At 55.2% G+C, this 15043-nt stretch carries 14 protein-coding genes; 9 read left to right on the plus strand and 5 right to left on the minus strand.

Annotation, left to right across the window (positions count from 1 at the left end; translation table 11 throughout):
- Nucleotides 1–20: 20 nt before the first annotated feature.
- Nucleotides 21–824 (plus strand): creatininase family protein, encoded by an 804-nt coding sequence (locus tag Abci_RS09970; protein ID WP_048838996.1) that lies wholly within the window; start codon nt 21–23, stop codon nt 822–824.
- A 50-nt stretch (nt 825–874) separates the two neighbouring features.
- On the opposite strand, the gene adhP is transcribed toward Abci_RS09970, so the two are convergent.
- Both adhP and zwf read right to left on the minus strand, forming a co-directional pair.
- A complete protein-coding gene (gene adhP, locus Abci_RS09975; RefSeq protein WP_048838997.1) occupies nt 875–1903 on the minus strand; it encodes an alcohol dehydrogenase AdhP in 1029 nt (342 codons plus the stop codon).
- 208 nt (nt 1904–2111) lie between these two features.
- On the minus strand, nt 2112–3653 hold the full coding sequence (zwf, locus tag Abci_RS09980) for a glucose-6-phosphate dehydrogenase (protein WP_084597613.1): 1542 nt from the start codon (nt 3651–3653) through the stop codon (nt 2112–2114).
- Nucleotides 3654–3821: 168 nt separating this feature from the next.
- Here zwf and Abci_RS09985 point away from each other — a divergent pair, with 168 nt between their 5' ends.
- From Abci_RS09985 to Abci_RS10015, 7 genes are all read left to right on the plus strand, one after another.
- Nucleotides 3822–4844 (plus strand): aspartate-semialdehyde dehydrogenase, encoded by a 1023-nt coding sequence (locus Abci_RS09985; RefSeq protein WP_048838998.1) that lies wholly within the window; start codon nt 3822–3824, stop codon nt 4842–4844.
- A 140-nt stretch (nt 4845–4984) separates the two neighbouring features.
- Entirely contained in the window at nt 4985–5458 is a 474-nt protein-coding gene (sdhC, locus tag Abci_RS09990; RefSeq protein WP_048838999.1) for a succinate dehydrogenase, cytochrome b556 subunit, read from the plus strand.
- 1 nt (nt 5459) lies between these two features.
- Nucleotides 5460–5876 (plus strand): succinate dehydrogenase, hydrophobic membrane anchor protein, encoded by a 417-nt coding sequence (gene sdhD, locus Abci_RS09995; protein WP_048839000.1) that lies wholly within the window; start codon nt 5460–5462, stop codon nt 5874–5876.
- A gap of 96 nt (nt 5877–5972) precedes the next feature.
- The gene (gene sdhA, locus Abci_RS10000; RefSeq protein WP_048839001.1) at nt 5973–7784 is read left to right on the plus strand and encodes a succinate dehydrogenase flavoprotein subunit; all 1812 of its coding nucleotides are present in this window, start codon (nt 5973–5975) and stop codon (nt 7782–7784) included.
- Nucleotides 7785–7820: 36 nt separating this feature from the next.
- The gene (locus tag Abci_RS10005; RefSeq protein WP_048839002.1) at nt 7821–8603 is read left to right on the plus strand and encodes a succinate dehydrogenase iron-sulfur subunit; all 783 of its coding nucleotides are present in this window, start codon (nt 7821–7823) and stop codon (nt 8601–8603) included.
- Between the two features lie 113 nt (nt 8604–8716).
- Entirely contained in the window at nt 8717–9232 is a 516-nt protein-coding gene (locus Abci_RS10010) for a GNAT family N-acetyltransferase (RefSeq protein WP_280513026.1), read from the plus strand.
- An 84-nt stretch (nt 9233–9316) separates the two neighbouring features.
- Complete coding sequence (locus Abci_RS10015) at nt 9317–9979, plus strand: fused DSP-PTPase phosphatase/NAD kinase-like protein (protein WP_048839153.1); 663 nt, start codon at nt 9317–9319, stop codon at nt 9977–9979.
- A gap of 97 nt (nt 9980–10076) precedes the next feature.
- Here Abci_RS10015 and Abci_RS10020 read toward each other — a convergent pair whose 3' ends face one another.
- The 3 genes from Abci_RS10020 to Abci_RS10030 are packed head-to-tail and all read right to left on the minus strand — an operon-like array spanning nt 10077 to nt 14306.
- On the minus strand, nt 10077–11300 hold the full coding sequence (locus Abci_RS10020; protein ID WP_048839003.1) for a phosphoglycerate kinase: 1224 nt from the start codon (nt 11298–11300) through the stop codon (nt 10077–10079).
- Nucleotides 11300–12322 (minus strand): type I glyceraldehyde-3-phosphate dehydrogenase, encoded by a 1023-nt coding sequence (gap, locus tag Abci_RS10025; RefSeq protein WP_048839004.1) that lies wholly within the window; start codon nt 12320–12322, stop codon nt 11300–11302. The genes Abci_RS10020 and gap overlap by 1 nt, the downstream gene beginning before the upstream one ends.
- A 37-nt stretch (nt 12323–12359) precedes the next feature.
- Entirely contained in the window at nt 12360–14306 is a 1947-nt protein-coding gene (locus tag Abci_RS10030) for a transketolase-like TK C-terminal-containing protein (protein WP_048839005.1), read from the minus strand.
- On the opposite strand from Abci_RS10030, the gene Abci_RS10035 reads away from it, so the two are divergent.
- A complete protein-coding gene (locus tag Abci_RS10035; RefSeq protein ID WP_244877640.1) occupies nt 14305–15021 on the plus strand; it encodes a hypothetical protein in 717 nt (238 codons plus the stop codon). The two genes, Abci_RS10030 and Abci_RS10035, sit on opposite strands and share 2 nt — an antisense overlap.
- The last annotated feature ends 22 nt before the right edge of the window (nt 15022–15043 follow it).

Genomic DNA, 15043 nt, shown 5'->3' on the forward strand with positions numbered 1-15043 from the left:
TTCATGAATGGACACAGGGTATGACACTCAAAAAAATCGTTCATATGGCGCAGATGACAGCAGCTGATATGCGGGAGGTTGCGCAGCGTAATCCTGTTATTCTTTTGCCGTTGGGTAGTTTTGAAGACCAGGGCCCACACATGCCTATGGGTGACTATCTGTTAGCGGATGCGATTGCAGAACGTATAGCGTTGGCAGCAATGCAAGAGGGGTGTGAGACCTATGTTGCGCCTGTTCTCCCTTTTGGGGGAGCAGATTACTTTGGATATATGCCAGGTGGTATTGCGCTTTCACAAACAACATTACGTGCCGTTATTGAGGATATGCTTGGCAACCTGATACGGCATGGCTTTACAAAGTTGATTATCCTGAATGGGCATGGTGGCAACTGCACCATGATTCATGATGTTACACAGTCTATTTTAAAAAAGAACCATATCATTATTCCAAGTTTTTATTTATGGCGTGTTGCGGCAGCTTATCTGCCTGCCGTCGTTGGCGAGGAAAAAGCAAAACAATCAGGTGGTCACGGCGCTAATCCGTTAACCAGTATAGCGCTTTATCTCAAACCTGATTTAGTCAAAACAGAAAATTTAAAACAACAAGCTCTTGATAAGAAGGCTTGGGGCTTACCCGTTCTTGATTTTGGGACTGTTGAACTGAATGGCGTACCAATCTCCATCCCTCTGGAAGGGGACCAGACCGCCACGCAAGGTATTGGGCGTGGCAACCCGTATTTGTGCGATGGTAAAACGGGGGAGGCTTTAACAGATCATCTTGTTAAAATAGGCGTAAAATTAATAAAACATTTGTTAGAGCAATAAAGGAAAAGTTTTGCCCCCTGAGTTTCATCAAGGGGGCAAAACGCGTATTATCACTGCCGAAAATCGAGAACGATACGGCCTTCCACCTGACCTTTTTCCAATTTCTCAAAAATAGTATTGATATTTTCGAGCTTATCCGTCTGGGTCACAGACGTAATTTTACCATCAGCAAAAAATGAGAGTGCCTCAATCATATCCAGACGCGTACCAACAATGGACCCGCGAATGGTGGTGCCTTTCATAACCATATCAAAAATTGAAATCGGGAATTCGCCAGGTGGCAGACCATTCAGGACAAGAGTGCCACCAGAGCGTACATATCCCATAGCTTGTGAAAAGGCCTTTGTAGAAACAGCCGTAATAAGACCGCCATGTGCGCCGCCTACCTCTTTGTGAACAAAGGCAGCCGGATCTGTTTTGAGAGCGTTTACCGTGTGTGCTGCACCAAGTTTACGCGCTGTTTCCAGTTTGTCGTCATCAATATCAACGGCAATAATATTAAGGCCCATGGCAACACCATATTGTACAGCCATTTGCCCTAACCCCCCCACGCCAGAGACAGCAACCCATTGGCCTGCCTTGGCATCGGTCATTTTCAGGCCCTTATATACGGTTAACCCCGCGCATAGCACAGGGGCAATCTTGATGGGGTCAACGCCTTTCGGAAGACGGGCAACGTAGTTTGGGTCTGCCACAACATATTCTGCAAAGCACCCGTTAACGGAATACCCTGTGTCCTCTTGTTTGGCGCATAATGTTTCCCAGCCTGACAAGCAATGGTCACAATGGCCACAGGCGGAATACAGCCAGGGCACACCTACTTCATCGCCTTCTTTCACCCAACTTACGTTTGCACCCACTTTAACAACCGTGCCTACGCCCTCATGGCCGGGAATAAAGGGGAGAGTTGGTTTTGCGGGCCAGTCCCCGTGGGCCGCGTGCAGGTCTGTATGGCATACGCCACAGGCAATCATTTTTACCAGAATCTGGTTTGCGTTAATGTCTGGAATAGCCAGTTCTTCAATGCTCAGGGGTTTGCCAAATTCCCGAACAACGGCGGCTTTCATTTTTCCTGACATGTTTTTGTTCCCTTTGTGCTGTGCGATGCAGGGTTTGTCCAGGGCAACGCACGTTTCTTTACACAAAGAGGTTACAGCACAATAAGATGAGATGCCTATAGAGAGTTATAAGAATTTTGAATGAACAAGTTATATAATAACATTTTCAAAGAGTGCTCGTCTCCTGGATTTTTCAAGGCGTACAAAAATGGTGCTCATTATGCCACTGTTAATCTTTATCTTTAGTTAAAGATGCCCATTTCCGACCATCACGGGCTAATAATGTCTCGGCACTGAGCGGGCCACTGCTTCCGGCGGTATAAAAGTCGAGTTTTGATTTTTCGGTGTCTTGTAAAATACCATTTACGGCACGCCAGGCGGCCTCAATATTGTCAGCGCGCTGGAACAGGGTGGCATTCCCTTGCAGGCAGTCATAAAGCAAAGTTTCATAACCAATATTGGGTGTGTTTCCAAAAGACTTTTCATATCGGAATTCGGATGTGACTTCAGAGACTATTGTCTCCGGCCCTGGATTCTTGACGTTAAAATACAGGTTTGCACCTTTATCCGGACGGATATTGTAAACAAACCGGTTGGCGGCTTCTGGCTCGCCTTGGCCGGTATGGAACAAGGGGTTTGTCGGTGCTTTAAATTGCACAACAATTTCAGTGACCGCCCTGCTCAGGGCTTTCCCGGTACGCAGGTAAAACGGCACGCCCTGCCAGCGTGCTGTTTCAATATCAACTCTGAGTGCGGCATAGGTTTCCGTCATGCTATCAGGGCTGACACCCTGACTATCACGGTAGGAGGGAACGGCGCGCCCCTTGCAGGTGCCTGCCTGATATTGGCCCCGTACCATATTGTCTGGCGTTATGGGGCGTATGGCCTCAAAAACAGCCTGCTTGGCATTGCGGATTTCTTCAGAGTTGAGAGATACTGGCCGCTCCATGGCCACCAAGGCAAGAATTTGGAAAAGATGATTGGGCACCATGTCCCGTAAAGCGCCGGTAGCATCGTAAAACACGCCGCGTCCTTCAACCGAGAGTGTTTCAGCGGCCGTAATCTGGATATGGTCGATATAGTCTTTGCACCAGAGGGGCTCGAACAGGATATTGCTGAAGCGCAGGGCAAGAAGGTTCTGCACCGTCTCTTTACCCAAGAAATGATCCACACGGTAAATCTGCTTTTCGTGGAGTATGGAGAGAAGGTGCGTGTTGAGGGCCTGAGCGGATTGTAAGTTCGTCCCAAATGGTTTTTCAATGACAACCCGCCGGAACTGGTCCGTCTTTTCCAGCAGCAGCCCTGCCTGAGACAGGGTAGTGGTTGCTGGTTCGAAAAAACGGGGTGGCGTTGCCAGATAAAAAACGACGTTCCGCCCGGTAACAAGCGCACTTAATGGCGATAGGGCTGCCGGGTCCGTAAAATTGAGGGACAGATAGTGCATACGGCTGGAGAGCCACTGCCATGCGGAATGATTGAGCGTGGCACTGGAAGAGGCGGCATGCCGCTCCCGCATGGAGTTTTCCAGCCGAGACTGAAGAGAAGAAACCCAACCCTGCGTTGTCTGCTCTTCCAGGCTGACCCCAATGATCTGGAAGTCTTCTGGTAGGAATTTGCTGCATGCCAGATCGTATAAGGCGGGAACAAGCAGCCTGTGTGTCAGGTCTCCGCCTGCGCCCAGAATGACCAGTGTGCAGGCAGGTGCCGGATGTGTGGCAGCCGGTGCGGCAGTGGCGGCATGAAGAGCAGCAGAGGGGGAACGCAGGGTCAAAACGGGTCTCCTTCACCAGAGTGCAAAATAGACGCACCGTGCACGGAACGTAGAAAATCGTGGTTTTCTGGCCTGTAGTCAGGTGCCTGACAATTCCCTTTGCACCCACTTTAGTTTAGGTTGCGTGCCCGGCCAGACTTTTAACAAAAACAGAATATAGGTGACGTAATGGGGTATCGGGTTGCAGTTGTAGGTGCCACAGGTGCTGTGGGGCGTGAAATACTCAAGACTCTCGCTGAGCGGGACTTCCCGATTAGCGATATTGTCGCCCTTGCCTCCCCCCGTTCTGTTGGCCGGGAAGTGTCCTTTGGTGATCGTACACTCAAGGTCCAGAACCTTGAGACATTCGATTTTACCGGCTGGGACGTTGGCTTGTTCTCGCCCGGTGGGTCTGTGTCCGCCAAGTATGCTCCTATTGCTGCCAAGGCCGGGTGCGTTGTCATTGATAACACATCCCATTTCCGTATGGAGCCGGGTGTGCCGCTGGTTGTGCCAGAAGTAAACCCCAATGCTCTTAAGGGCATGAAACATAACATCATTGCCAACCCTAACTGCTCCACCATTCAGATGGTTGTGGCCTTAAAGCCGCTGCATGACCTGTTTGGCCTCAAGCGTGTTGTGGTCTCCACCTATCAGGCGGTTGCAGGTGCCGGGAAAGACGGCATGGATGAACTGTTTGCCCAGACCCGCGGCAGCTTTGTGAATGATCCGCCCAAAATTGAACAGTTCCAGAAGCAGATTGCCTTTAACTGCATTCCCCAGATTGACCGCTTCATGGATGATGGTGCCACCAAAGAAGAGTGGAAAATGACAGTCGAGACCAAGAAAATTCTTGATCCTGATATTGCCGTTATTGCCACTTGTGTGCGTGTGCCTGTGTTTATCGGCCATTCCGAGTCCGTCATTGCCGAGTTTGAAGAGCCGGTTGATCTGGCCCAGGCGCGTGCCGCCCTGCGTGAAGCAGACGGCGTGATCCTGCGGGATGAGCGGGAAGATGGTGGTTATGTGACCCCGATTGAGTGTGTGGGGGAAGATGCCACCTATGTGTCCCGCCTGCGCATTGACCCTACGGTTCCGCACGGTCTGGCGTTCTGGTGTGTGTCTGACAATCTGCGCAAGGGCGCTGCCCTGAATGCGGTACAGATTGCTGAAACCATGATTGCGCTGGATCTGCTGCCAAAACACGGCTGAGTGAGGCGGCCCCGCCTCTCGGTCTCGTGTTGCCTGACCGAATTGACCGCTTGGCAGGCGGGGCGTAGGAAAAAATTCAATGCTGGAACACCGGCACACAGGCTGGTGTAGGGATAGACGGACGGGATACGAGGCGGACAATGCAGGATATCCGAAAGGCCCTCTATGTGGGAAACCGCAGTGACGGCGAACTGATACAGCGGCCTATGTCGCCGCATTTGCAAATCTACCGTAGTCGGCTTTCTATGGTTCTCTCCATTTCGAACCGTATTACGGGCGTTGTGGCAACAGGTGGGGCTGCCTTGGGCGTGTTCTGGCTGTCTGCCGCTGCCAAAGGGCCGAAGTCTTTTGAAGTTGCGCGGAAAGTAACAGGCAACCCGGTTGGCCAGCTTGCGCTGGTTGGGTGGCTTGCTTCCGTCGTGTTTCATACTGTGGGTGGTATTCGCCACCTGATCTGGGACAGCGGTTACCGCTACGACAAGGCCGAAATTAATAAGGACGGCCCAATTGCTGTTGGTGTCACGGCTGGCGTGAGCACGGCTCTCGCTGCTGGCCTTCTGACAGTAGCCTGTGGACGCTCACGCAAGCGTGCGAAAATTGGGAAGGCATCCTGAAATGAATGCGCCTTTATCACATGTTGAGGTCATGCGTTCGCAGCTTGGGCGGGCTCGTGGTCTGGGGGCTGGTGGCTCCGGTGTCGGCCATTGGTGGGCAGAGCGTGTTTCTGCTGCGTCCCTGCTACCGCTTTCCACATGGTTTATTGTTCAGATGTTCCGCCTTGGCGGAGCAGACCATAAAGATGTGGTGAGCTGGGGCGGAAAGCCCATTAACGCAACCATGCTGACAGCCCTGATCATTACCACATTCTACCACGCCCAGCTTGGGTTGCAGGTGATTGTGGATGACTATGTTCATGGCAAAGCCCACCTGCCCACGCGGATTCTGGTTAAAATTGGAACGTCGCTGATTGGGCTTCTGGGTGTGTTTGCCGTCATCAAACTGGTGGCAACAGCAAGCAGCCGTAAATCCTGACCAAAATACTGAGCCTTATGCCGCTGGTCTGAGCAGACAGGTGCGGCATGAATCCTGAGACATGACAGGCCGAACGCACATGGGAGCGCCGTCACGATGAATGCTTCTTCCTCTCCTTCCCGGGGAGCTTACCGAATTGTTGACCACGCCTATGATGTGGTTGTTGTAGGTGCCGGGGGCTCCGGCCTGCGTGCCACGCTGGGCATGGGGGCCGCTGGCCTTAAAACTGCCTGCGTAACCAAAGTGTTTCCAACCCGTAGCCATACCGTGGCGGCACAGGGCGGCATTGGCGCGTCTCTTGGCAACATGGCAGAAGATAACTGGCGCTGGCATATGTATGACACCGTAAAGGGGTCAGACTGGCTGGGGGATCAGGACGCTATTGAGTTCATGTGCCGTGAGGCCGTGCCCGCCGTGCAGGAACTGGAACATTTTGGTGTGCCTTTCTCCCGCACGGAAGATGGCAAAATCTATCAGCGTCCGTTTGGCGGGCATATGAGCGATTACGGCAAGGCCCCCGTGCCCCGCGCCTGTGCTGCGGCCGACCGTACCGGCCACGCCATTCTGCATACGCTGTACCAACAGTGCCTGAAGCATAACGTTGAATTCTTTGTTGAATACTTCGCCATTGACCTGATCATGGATGATGAAGGGGCATGCCGGGGTGTTATGGCCTGGTGTCAGGATGATGGCACCATGCATCGCTTCAATGCCAAAATGGTGGTTCTGGCAACAGGCGGCTATGGCCGTGCTTACCAGTCCTGCACCTCCGCCCATACCTGTACGGGTGATGGTAACGGTATGGCGATGCGCGCTGGTATTCCTACGCAGGATATGGAGTTTGTGCAGTTTCACCCAACCGGCATTTACCCGGCAGGGTGCCTGCTGACGGAAGGCTGCCGTGGTGAAGGCGGGTATCTGACCAACTCGGAAGGGGAACGCTTTATGGAGCGGTATGCTCCTACGGCCAAAGACCTTGCCTCGCGTGACGTGGTCTCCCGCGCTATGACCATCGAAATTAACGAAGGCCGTGGTGTTGGTCCGAAAAAAGACCATATCATGATGCATCTGGAGCATCTGGGCGCAGATCTTCTGCACCAGCGCCTGCCGGGGATCAGTGAGACAGCCCGTGTGTTTGCTGGTGTGGATGTCACCAAGGAACCGGTGCCTGTGCTGCCAACAGTGCATTATAATATGGGCGGCATTCCTACCAATATTCATGGTGAGGTTATTCGTCCCACCAAGGATGATCCGAATGCTGTTGTGCCCGGCCTTATGGCTGTGGGTGAAGCGGCCTGCGTTTCCGTGCATGGGGCAAACCGCCTTGGCACAAACTCACTGCTTGACCTGATTGTTTTTGGCCGTGCTGCATCCCGCCGTGCTGCCGAGGTGGTGAAACCAACCGACTTCATCAAGCCTTTGCCTGCTGGTGCAGGTGAAGCAGCGCTCGACCGGTTGGATGCCCTGCGTTATGCCAAAGGTGGCACCAAGGTTTCTGCCATGCGTGAGCGCCTGCAACGTGACATGCAGGCTCATGCGGCTGTTTTCCGGACTGAAGAAAGCCTTCAGGAAGGGGTGAACAAAATTCACGAAATCTGGGGCGGCATGAGCGATATTTCCGTGTCTGACTCATCACTGATCTGGAACAGTGACCTGATGGAAGCGCTGGAATTTGAAAACCTGCTGGCCAACGGCACAGCCACGCTGGAAAGCGGTTTGGCCCGCCATGAAAGCCGCGGCGCGCACGCCCGTGACGATTACCCGGACCGTGACGACAAGGAGTGGATGAAGCACTCCGTTTCCTGGCTGGACGAAAAAGGCAACGTAAAGCTGACCTATCGCCCGGTTCATATGAAGACTTTGACAGATGACGTTGAAGTCTTCCCACCCAAAAAGCGCGTTTACTGATCTGCCGGCACGATCGAGCGAAAAAGGGAGGTAAAGATGGTTGAACTCACTCTGCCGCGCAACAGTGTGATCGGGAAAGGTAAAACCTATTCCGCACCAGCCGGGGCAAAAAACGTCAAGACATTCCGGGTGTACCGCTGGTCCCCGGAAGATGGCAAAAACCCGGTTGTAGATTCCTACGAACTGGACCTTGATACAATTGGGCCAATGGTGCTGGACGCCATTATTCACATCAAAAACGATGTGGACCCAACGCTGACGTTCCGGCGCTCCTGCCGTGAGGGCATTTGCGGGTCCTGCGCCATGAATATTGATGGTGAGAACACGCTTGCGTGCCTCAAGCCCATCAAGGACATCAAGGGTGATGTGCGGATCTATCCGCTGCCGCATATGCCGGTAGTCAAGGATCTGGTGCCTAATCTGGAAGGAGCTTACGCGCAGCTACGCTCCATCGAACCCTGGATGAAGTCTGACAGTGCACCGCCACCAGATGCAGAGCGCAAGCAGAGCATTGAAGAACGGGCCAAGCTGGATGGTATGTGGGAGTGCATCCTGTGCTTCTGCTGCACAACCTCCTGCCCGTCTTACTGGTGGAATGGGGACCGCTACCTTGGTCCGGCAGTTCTGCTGGCAGCTTATCGCTGGATTGCAGACAGCCGTGACGAACATACCGGTGACCGTCTGGATGAGCTGGAAGATACCTTCAAGCTATATGCCTGCCGCACCATCATGAACTGCACACAGACCTGCCCGAAAGGGCTGAACCCTGCCAAGGCAATTGGTAAGATCAAGGAGTTGCAGATCGAGCGCAAAGCCTGATCACCTTTATTCTGGTCAGATCATGAAACAGAACCCCCGGTTTGCCAGCGCGCAAGCCGGGGGTTTTTGTTATGTAAGGCAGGATACGCTGAGAAACGGAGAGGCTGCGCAAAATGATAACAGTACGAGATGCGACAGAGCAGGACGCGGCAGCTCTGATGGAAATTTATAACCACGCAGTGTTGCATACAACGGCAATATGGAATGAAGCCTGTGTGGATGTGCCTAATCGTATAACGTGGCTGCGGGATCGCCAGAAGGCTGGTTTCCCGGTGCTTGTGGCCAGCAGGGGCGATGGCACAGTGGTAGGATATGCCAGTTTTGGCCCTTGGCGCGCATTTGAAGGGTACCGGCATACTGTAGAGCACTCCGTGTATGTGCACCCGGCTTATCAGCGGCAAGGTATTGGCCATATTTTGCTGGAAGCTCTGATAGCAGTAGCGCGCACCAAGGCACTGCACGTCATGGTTGCGGCCATTGAGGCGGAGAATACTCCTTCTATTGTGCTGCATAAAAAACTTGGGTTTGAACAGACTGGCGTGATGAAAGAGGTTGGCACCAAATTCGGCCGGTGGCTGGACCTCACTTTTATGACACTGGCGTTAAATGCAGACCAACCGTTAGGGTGAGCAGGATGAAAAGATTGACCTTGCCGCCCGTGGATGGGAGAGAGAGCCCTATGCAGAAGAGACGAGCTGGAGCTGCGCGCTATTGTGTTTGATGGTCAGATAACGTCTCAGGCGGGCCGTACACGGGCCTGGATTGATAGCCTTTTTGTGGACCATGCAGTTTTTCGACTGGTGTGGACCAATTTCAGGGAGGTTGTACCGGGCAAAGTGTATCGGTGTAATCACCCAACGCCTGCACGGTTGAAGTGGGCCATGCGCCGCTACCGGCTGCGCACGCTGGTTAATTTGCGCGGGCATCGTCAATGCGGCTCTGACGCGCTTTCCCGCTCTACAGCTCAGGCTATCGGGCTGGGGCATGTTGATATGGCGTTTGAAAGCCGGGGTGCGCCGCATAAGGACCGTATTTTGCGGTTTGCTCAGCTTTATAAGCAAATAGACTTCCCCATGCTCATGCATTGCAAATCAGGGGCTGATCGGGCAGGTTTGGCTTCCGGCCTTGTTATCCTGTTTGAAGGGGGCTCAGCCGCACGGGCGCTGAAAGAATTATCATGGCGGTTTGGCCACTTCCGTGGGTCACGCACGGGGATATTGGATGCCTTCTTCCTGCGTTATCAGGCGGATGCAGAAGGGCGACTGCCTTTTCTGGAGTGGGTAGAGCACGAATATGATGAAGTGGCGCTGAAGCGCGACTTTGTTGCTGGGAAGCTAGCATCTTTCATGACAGATCAGGTTTTGCGGCGCGAATAAGCGTGGCTTTAATTCTCTGGCTTGAGCAATGGTTACAAAAAAGGCCGGTCACACAGGATGTGACCGGCCTTTTTCAGGACGATATGACGCTGAGCGATTAGACTGGAATGGTTTTTTCCAGCGTTGTGCTCAGAGCTGTCAGGCCGGGTAGAACCTTACCTTCCAGCCATTCCAGAAACGCACCGCCTGCGGTGGAGACATACGTCATGTCATGCAGCACGCCAGCATGGCGCAGGGCAGACACGGTATCACCACCACCAGCAATGGTTTTGAGCTTGCCCTCTTTGGTCAGGCGGGCTGCTTCCTGCGCAACTGCGTTTGTTGCAACGTCAAACGGTGGGAGCTCGAACACGCCCAGCGGGCCGTTCCATACCAGCGTTTTTAGCCCGGTCAGCTTTTCTTTCAGCAGTTTGACGGTTTCTGGTCCAACGTCCAGCGCCATCCAGCCATCAGGAATGTCGGACACGGCCGCAACAGCGGTCGGGGCACCTGCCATGAAGTCTTCCGCCAGCACAACGTCAATCGGCAGGATCAGCTCACAGTTTTTGGCCTTGGCCTTTTCCATGATCTGGCGTGCCGTATCCAGCATATCCTCTTCTTTCAAGGACTTGCCGACCTTGTAGCCTTTGGCTGCAAGGAACGTATTGGCCATAGCGCCGCCAACAGCCAGAACATCGACTTTTTCAAGCATGTTTTCCAGCAGTTCCAGCTTGGTGGAAACCTTGGCTCCCCCCACAATGGCGCCTACCGGGCGTTCCGGATTTTCAAGAGCGGCATCCAGGGCAGAAAGCTCGGCTTCCATCAGGCGGCCAGCATAGGCGGGCAGATGGTCTGCAACGCCTGCCGTGGAGGCATGGGCACGGTGTGCGGCTGAGAACGCATCGTTCACATACACATCACCTAGCCTTGCAAGGGCTGCTGACAGGTCTGGTGCGTTGGCTTCTTCACCCGGCTGGAAGCGGGTGTTTTCAAGCAACAGCACTTCACCATCCTGCAGGGATGCCGCAGCGGCCTCAGCATCAGGGCCAATGCAGTCATGCGCAAAACTGACGGATTTGCCCAGTGCAGTGGCCAGAGCGGTTGCAATCGGTTCGAGCGACATGCCCGGCACCACTTTGCCTTTGGGGCGGTCAAAGTGGCTGAGCACAATAACCCGGCCGCCCTTGTCCGCCAGTTCGCGGATGGTGGGCACAATGCGCTCAATACGGGTGAAGTCAGAGATGACTCCATCCTTCATGGGCACGTTCAGGTCCACACGCAGCAGAATGCGTTTGCCGCGCGGGTCCAGCTTATCCAGGGTGTTGAAAGGAAGCAGGGCCATTAGAGGGATCCGAACAGAGCGGCTGTGTCAGCCATACGGTTGGAGAAGCCCCATTCGTTGTCATACCAGGAGCAGATACGGACCAGCTTGCCGCCGTCGATCAGAGAGGTCTGGGTGGCATCAAAGCTGGAAGAGGCCAGAGCATGGTTGAAGTCAGAGCTGACCAGAGGCGCTGTGGAGTAAGCCAGAATGCCTTTAAGCGGGCCGGATTCAGCCGCAGCCTTAATGGCGTTGTTAACCTCTTCAACGGAGCCTGGAACCTTTTTCGGCACGAAGTCGAGGGAGACCAGAGAGACGTTGGCAGTCGGGACACGAATGGCCGTGCCATCCAGTTTGCCTTTAAGCTGCGGCAGAACCAGACCAACGGCACGGGCTGCACCGGTGGAGGTTGGAATCATGTTCAGGCCAGCAGCGCGGGCGCGGCGCAGGTCTTTATGCAGGGTGTCTACCGTGCGCTGGTCACCCGTGTAGGAGTGAATGGTCACCATGTAACCGCGTTCAATCCCAAACGTGTCTTCCAGCACCTTGGCAACCGGAGCCAGGCAGTTTGTGGTGCAGGATGCGTTGGAAATGACCGTCATGTCAGAGGTCAGCACATCGTGGTTCACACCGTAAACGATGGTGGCATCGACATCCGTACCCGGTGCGGAGATGATGACCTTGCGTGCGCCTGCCTGCAAAAGCTGGCCTGCTTTTTCCTTGGAGGTGAACAGGCCTGTGCATTCCATGGCCACATCAACGCCTGCAAACGGTACTTTTGACGGGTCACGTTCAGCAGAAACGGTGATGGGGTCCCACGTCCGGCCATGTGCGGAAATAATCAGCTTGTTGCCATCCACGCGCACATCGGCAGGCAGGCGGCCATGCACACTGTCATAGCTGAGCAGGTGGGCGTTATCTTCAACGCTGCCAAGGTCGTTAATGGCTACGGGCACAACGTCGGTCCGTCCGCTTTCAATCAGCCCACGCAGGACAAGCCGGCCAATACGTCCAAAGCCGTTGATCGCGATTTTGACTGCCATGTTTCTGTTCTCCGTTTTTATCTTATGGTCTTGTCAGTTACGGTCCCCGTGCGTGCGCCCGGGGCTGGTGTGGCGCAGCCCGTGCTGCACCGGAAACAAAAAGATGGTGTTCCACCTTTTTACAGATCGCCTCGGCAGTAATGCCAAAGCGTTCATACAAAGCGTTGGCTGGGGCAGAGGTGCCAAAATCATCCATGCCAACAAAAACTCCCTCCGGCCCAAGCCAGCGCTCCCACCCAAAGCCGGAAGCCGCTTCTATGCCAACACGCAGCCCTTTACCGCCCAGCACTTTCTGGCGGTAAGTTTGCGGCTGCATGGCAAAAAGCTCCCAGCAGGGAATGGACACTACAGTGGCGCGGATATCGCGCCGGGCCAGATGGTGCGATGCTTCAACCGCAATAGCAACCTCCGGCCCGGAGGCAATTAAGGTGACCAGCCGGTTCTCCTGCTGCTGCACCACATATCCGCCGCGGGCGGCGCTGCCATAGCTGGGTGGTGGGAGGGGAACAGCGCTATTATGGTTTTGCGGGCACAGCACCAGAACGGCCGGACCGCCCTGCCAGTCCAGCGCTGCCTCCCAGCATTTGAAGGTTTCAGATGGGCTGCCGGGGCGGAATACGGCCAGATTGGGCGTGGCCCGCAAGCTGGCAAGCTGTTCCACCGGTTGCCAGCCACCACCGCCATCCCCCAGCGCCAGACCGTCACCCGTTAACAGATACAGCATTTTCTGGCGCATCAGGGCGGCCATGCGCAGGGCGGAGCGCATACGGTCAACAGTCATCATGCTGGCGGCACAGCAGGGAAGCACGCCGCCATGCAATGAAAGACCGTTCAACACCCCGGCCATGCCGTGTTCCTGAATGCCGCAGTCCAGCCCGCTGGCAAGCGCCGGAGGGGCACGCCACCCTGTTTGTTCCTCTCCGGTGGCAGACATGCTGTAAGCAGAGGATGCGGTGAGGCACACCAGTTCCGGCAGAATATCGGACAGGGCATGTAGACCTGTCAGACCAGATTCCTGCGTGGAATTGTCCAGTGCCGACCGCATACGCCACAGCCAGGCGCGGTGCCAGTCTTCCTGAAACAGGGCTGGGCGGTGGCGCATCAGTTCCCGCTCAAATGCGTCCCGTTGGCGGTGGCGGGCAAAACGGCGCAGCCAGGAGCGGCGGGTGGAGGCCCCCCGGCGTGCTGTTGGGCTCCACGGGCCTGTCAGTTCTTCCTCCGGCGGTAAATGAACGGCCAGAGAGGACGGGGTGGAAGATGGCGGCAGGCAGGCAATAAGGGTGGGTTTTCTGGCCCGCAAGGTTGCCGCAAGGGCGGAGGTTATGGCGGGCAAATCATCCGCCGCAACCTTGCGGACCGTCCAGCCGGAGGCGCTGAACCGTGCCAGCGAGTCGGCAAATTCCGAGCCACGGTCTTCAGCCGGAGGGGCCACCAGCATGGCCAGCCTGTCCAGCCCAAAGCGCCCTGCCAGTTGGGCAGCCTCCATGGCCACACCTGTTGCAAGGTCCGTATCCTGTGCCAGCACCCATGTCCGGTGATTGACGAGAGAACGGCCAAACCTGCGGGACAAAACCTGCTCTGCCAGCGCCATGCCAGCCGCTGCGGCCACACCTTGGCCAGCAGGGCCGGGGGCGACTTCAATGGCCGGGTGTTCGCCATATTCCAGCACAGGGGTGCTGTGACTGTCGGTGCCTGTCAGGCGCAACATGGCGGCAAGCAGGGGCAGCATTGTGGTGGAGGGCACGACAAACCTGTCGCGGTCGGGCCAGTCCGGGGCTGCGGGGTCAAACCGTAAGACCCGGCACCATAGGGCGGTTACTGGCAGGCACATAAGGGAAAGGAGTTTGGCGGTGTGGGTGGGCAGATTATCTGCGTGAAGCAGGAGCCGGGCTGCGTGGCTCATGCGCGCAACACCAATCTGCTGGGCAGAGAGGCCTCCGTCCTGCTCCAAACTGCGCTGGTCTGTCGAACTGGCTACTGCCATGCGCGCCTGCCTTATGGTGACGGGCCTGATCATTGATGACAGGTCTTCTCATCACTCCTGCTTGGTCAATAAAGGCGCACCTGCATTTGGGCAAGGGGGTTTTGGGGTGCCGGAGTCGCATAGCTGGGGTGGAGAAAAGCACTTGTTTTTTTTGCTCACCCTCCCTGTTCTCCTTGCGTCTGGACGGAATGGGCGCAAAAGAAGGAGAAGTTTTGTTTTTGTGTGCGGAGATACGCCAGCCATGCCCCCAGTTGTTCGTTCTGCCACACAGCATTCTGCCATAAAAATGGTGGTGCTGGCTGGTGTTGTGCTGGGTTTGGGCGGGTGCAAGCTGGTAGACCAGAAAACCTTTAACCCACAGGCGGGCAAGGCTCCTCAACCGTATATTCCGCCAGCGCCCGTTGTTGCCCCTATTCCTCCATTGATTGAACTGGTTGGTGGAACCCCGGCGCATGAATGGGAAGGCCCAGTTGACCAGATGACCCGTAAGGCGCTGGCGCGGAAGCCCGCCATTCTGTTTGTGGTCAAGTGCCTGGTGCCTGCTTCTGGTAATTCGGAGCTTGACCAGCTAACATTGGTACAGCTTGTGCAGGGGGATGGGCAGGCGGTGGCGCAGGCCATTACGCACGCAGGAGCCCCGCTACAGCAGGTTGAAATAACGGCTATGCCGGATTCGACCGTGACGAAGCCCCTTATCAGGGTGTATGTGCAATAACGTTCACATCATATTTGTGAAA

This window comes from Acetobacter cibinongensis (assembly GCF_000963925.1).
Classification (GTDB): Bacteria; Pseudomonadota; Alphaproteobacteria; order Acetobacterales; family Acetobacteraceae; genus Acetobacter; species Acetobacter cibinongensis.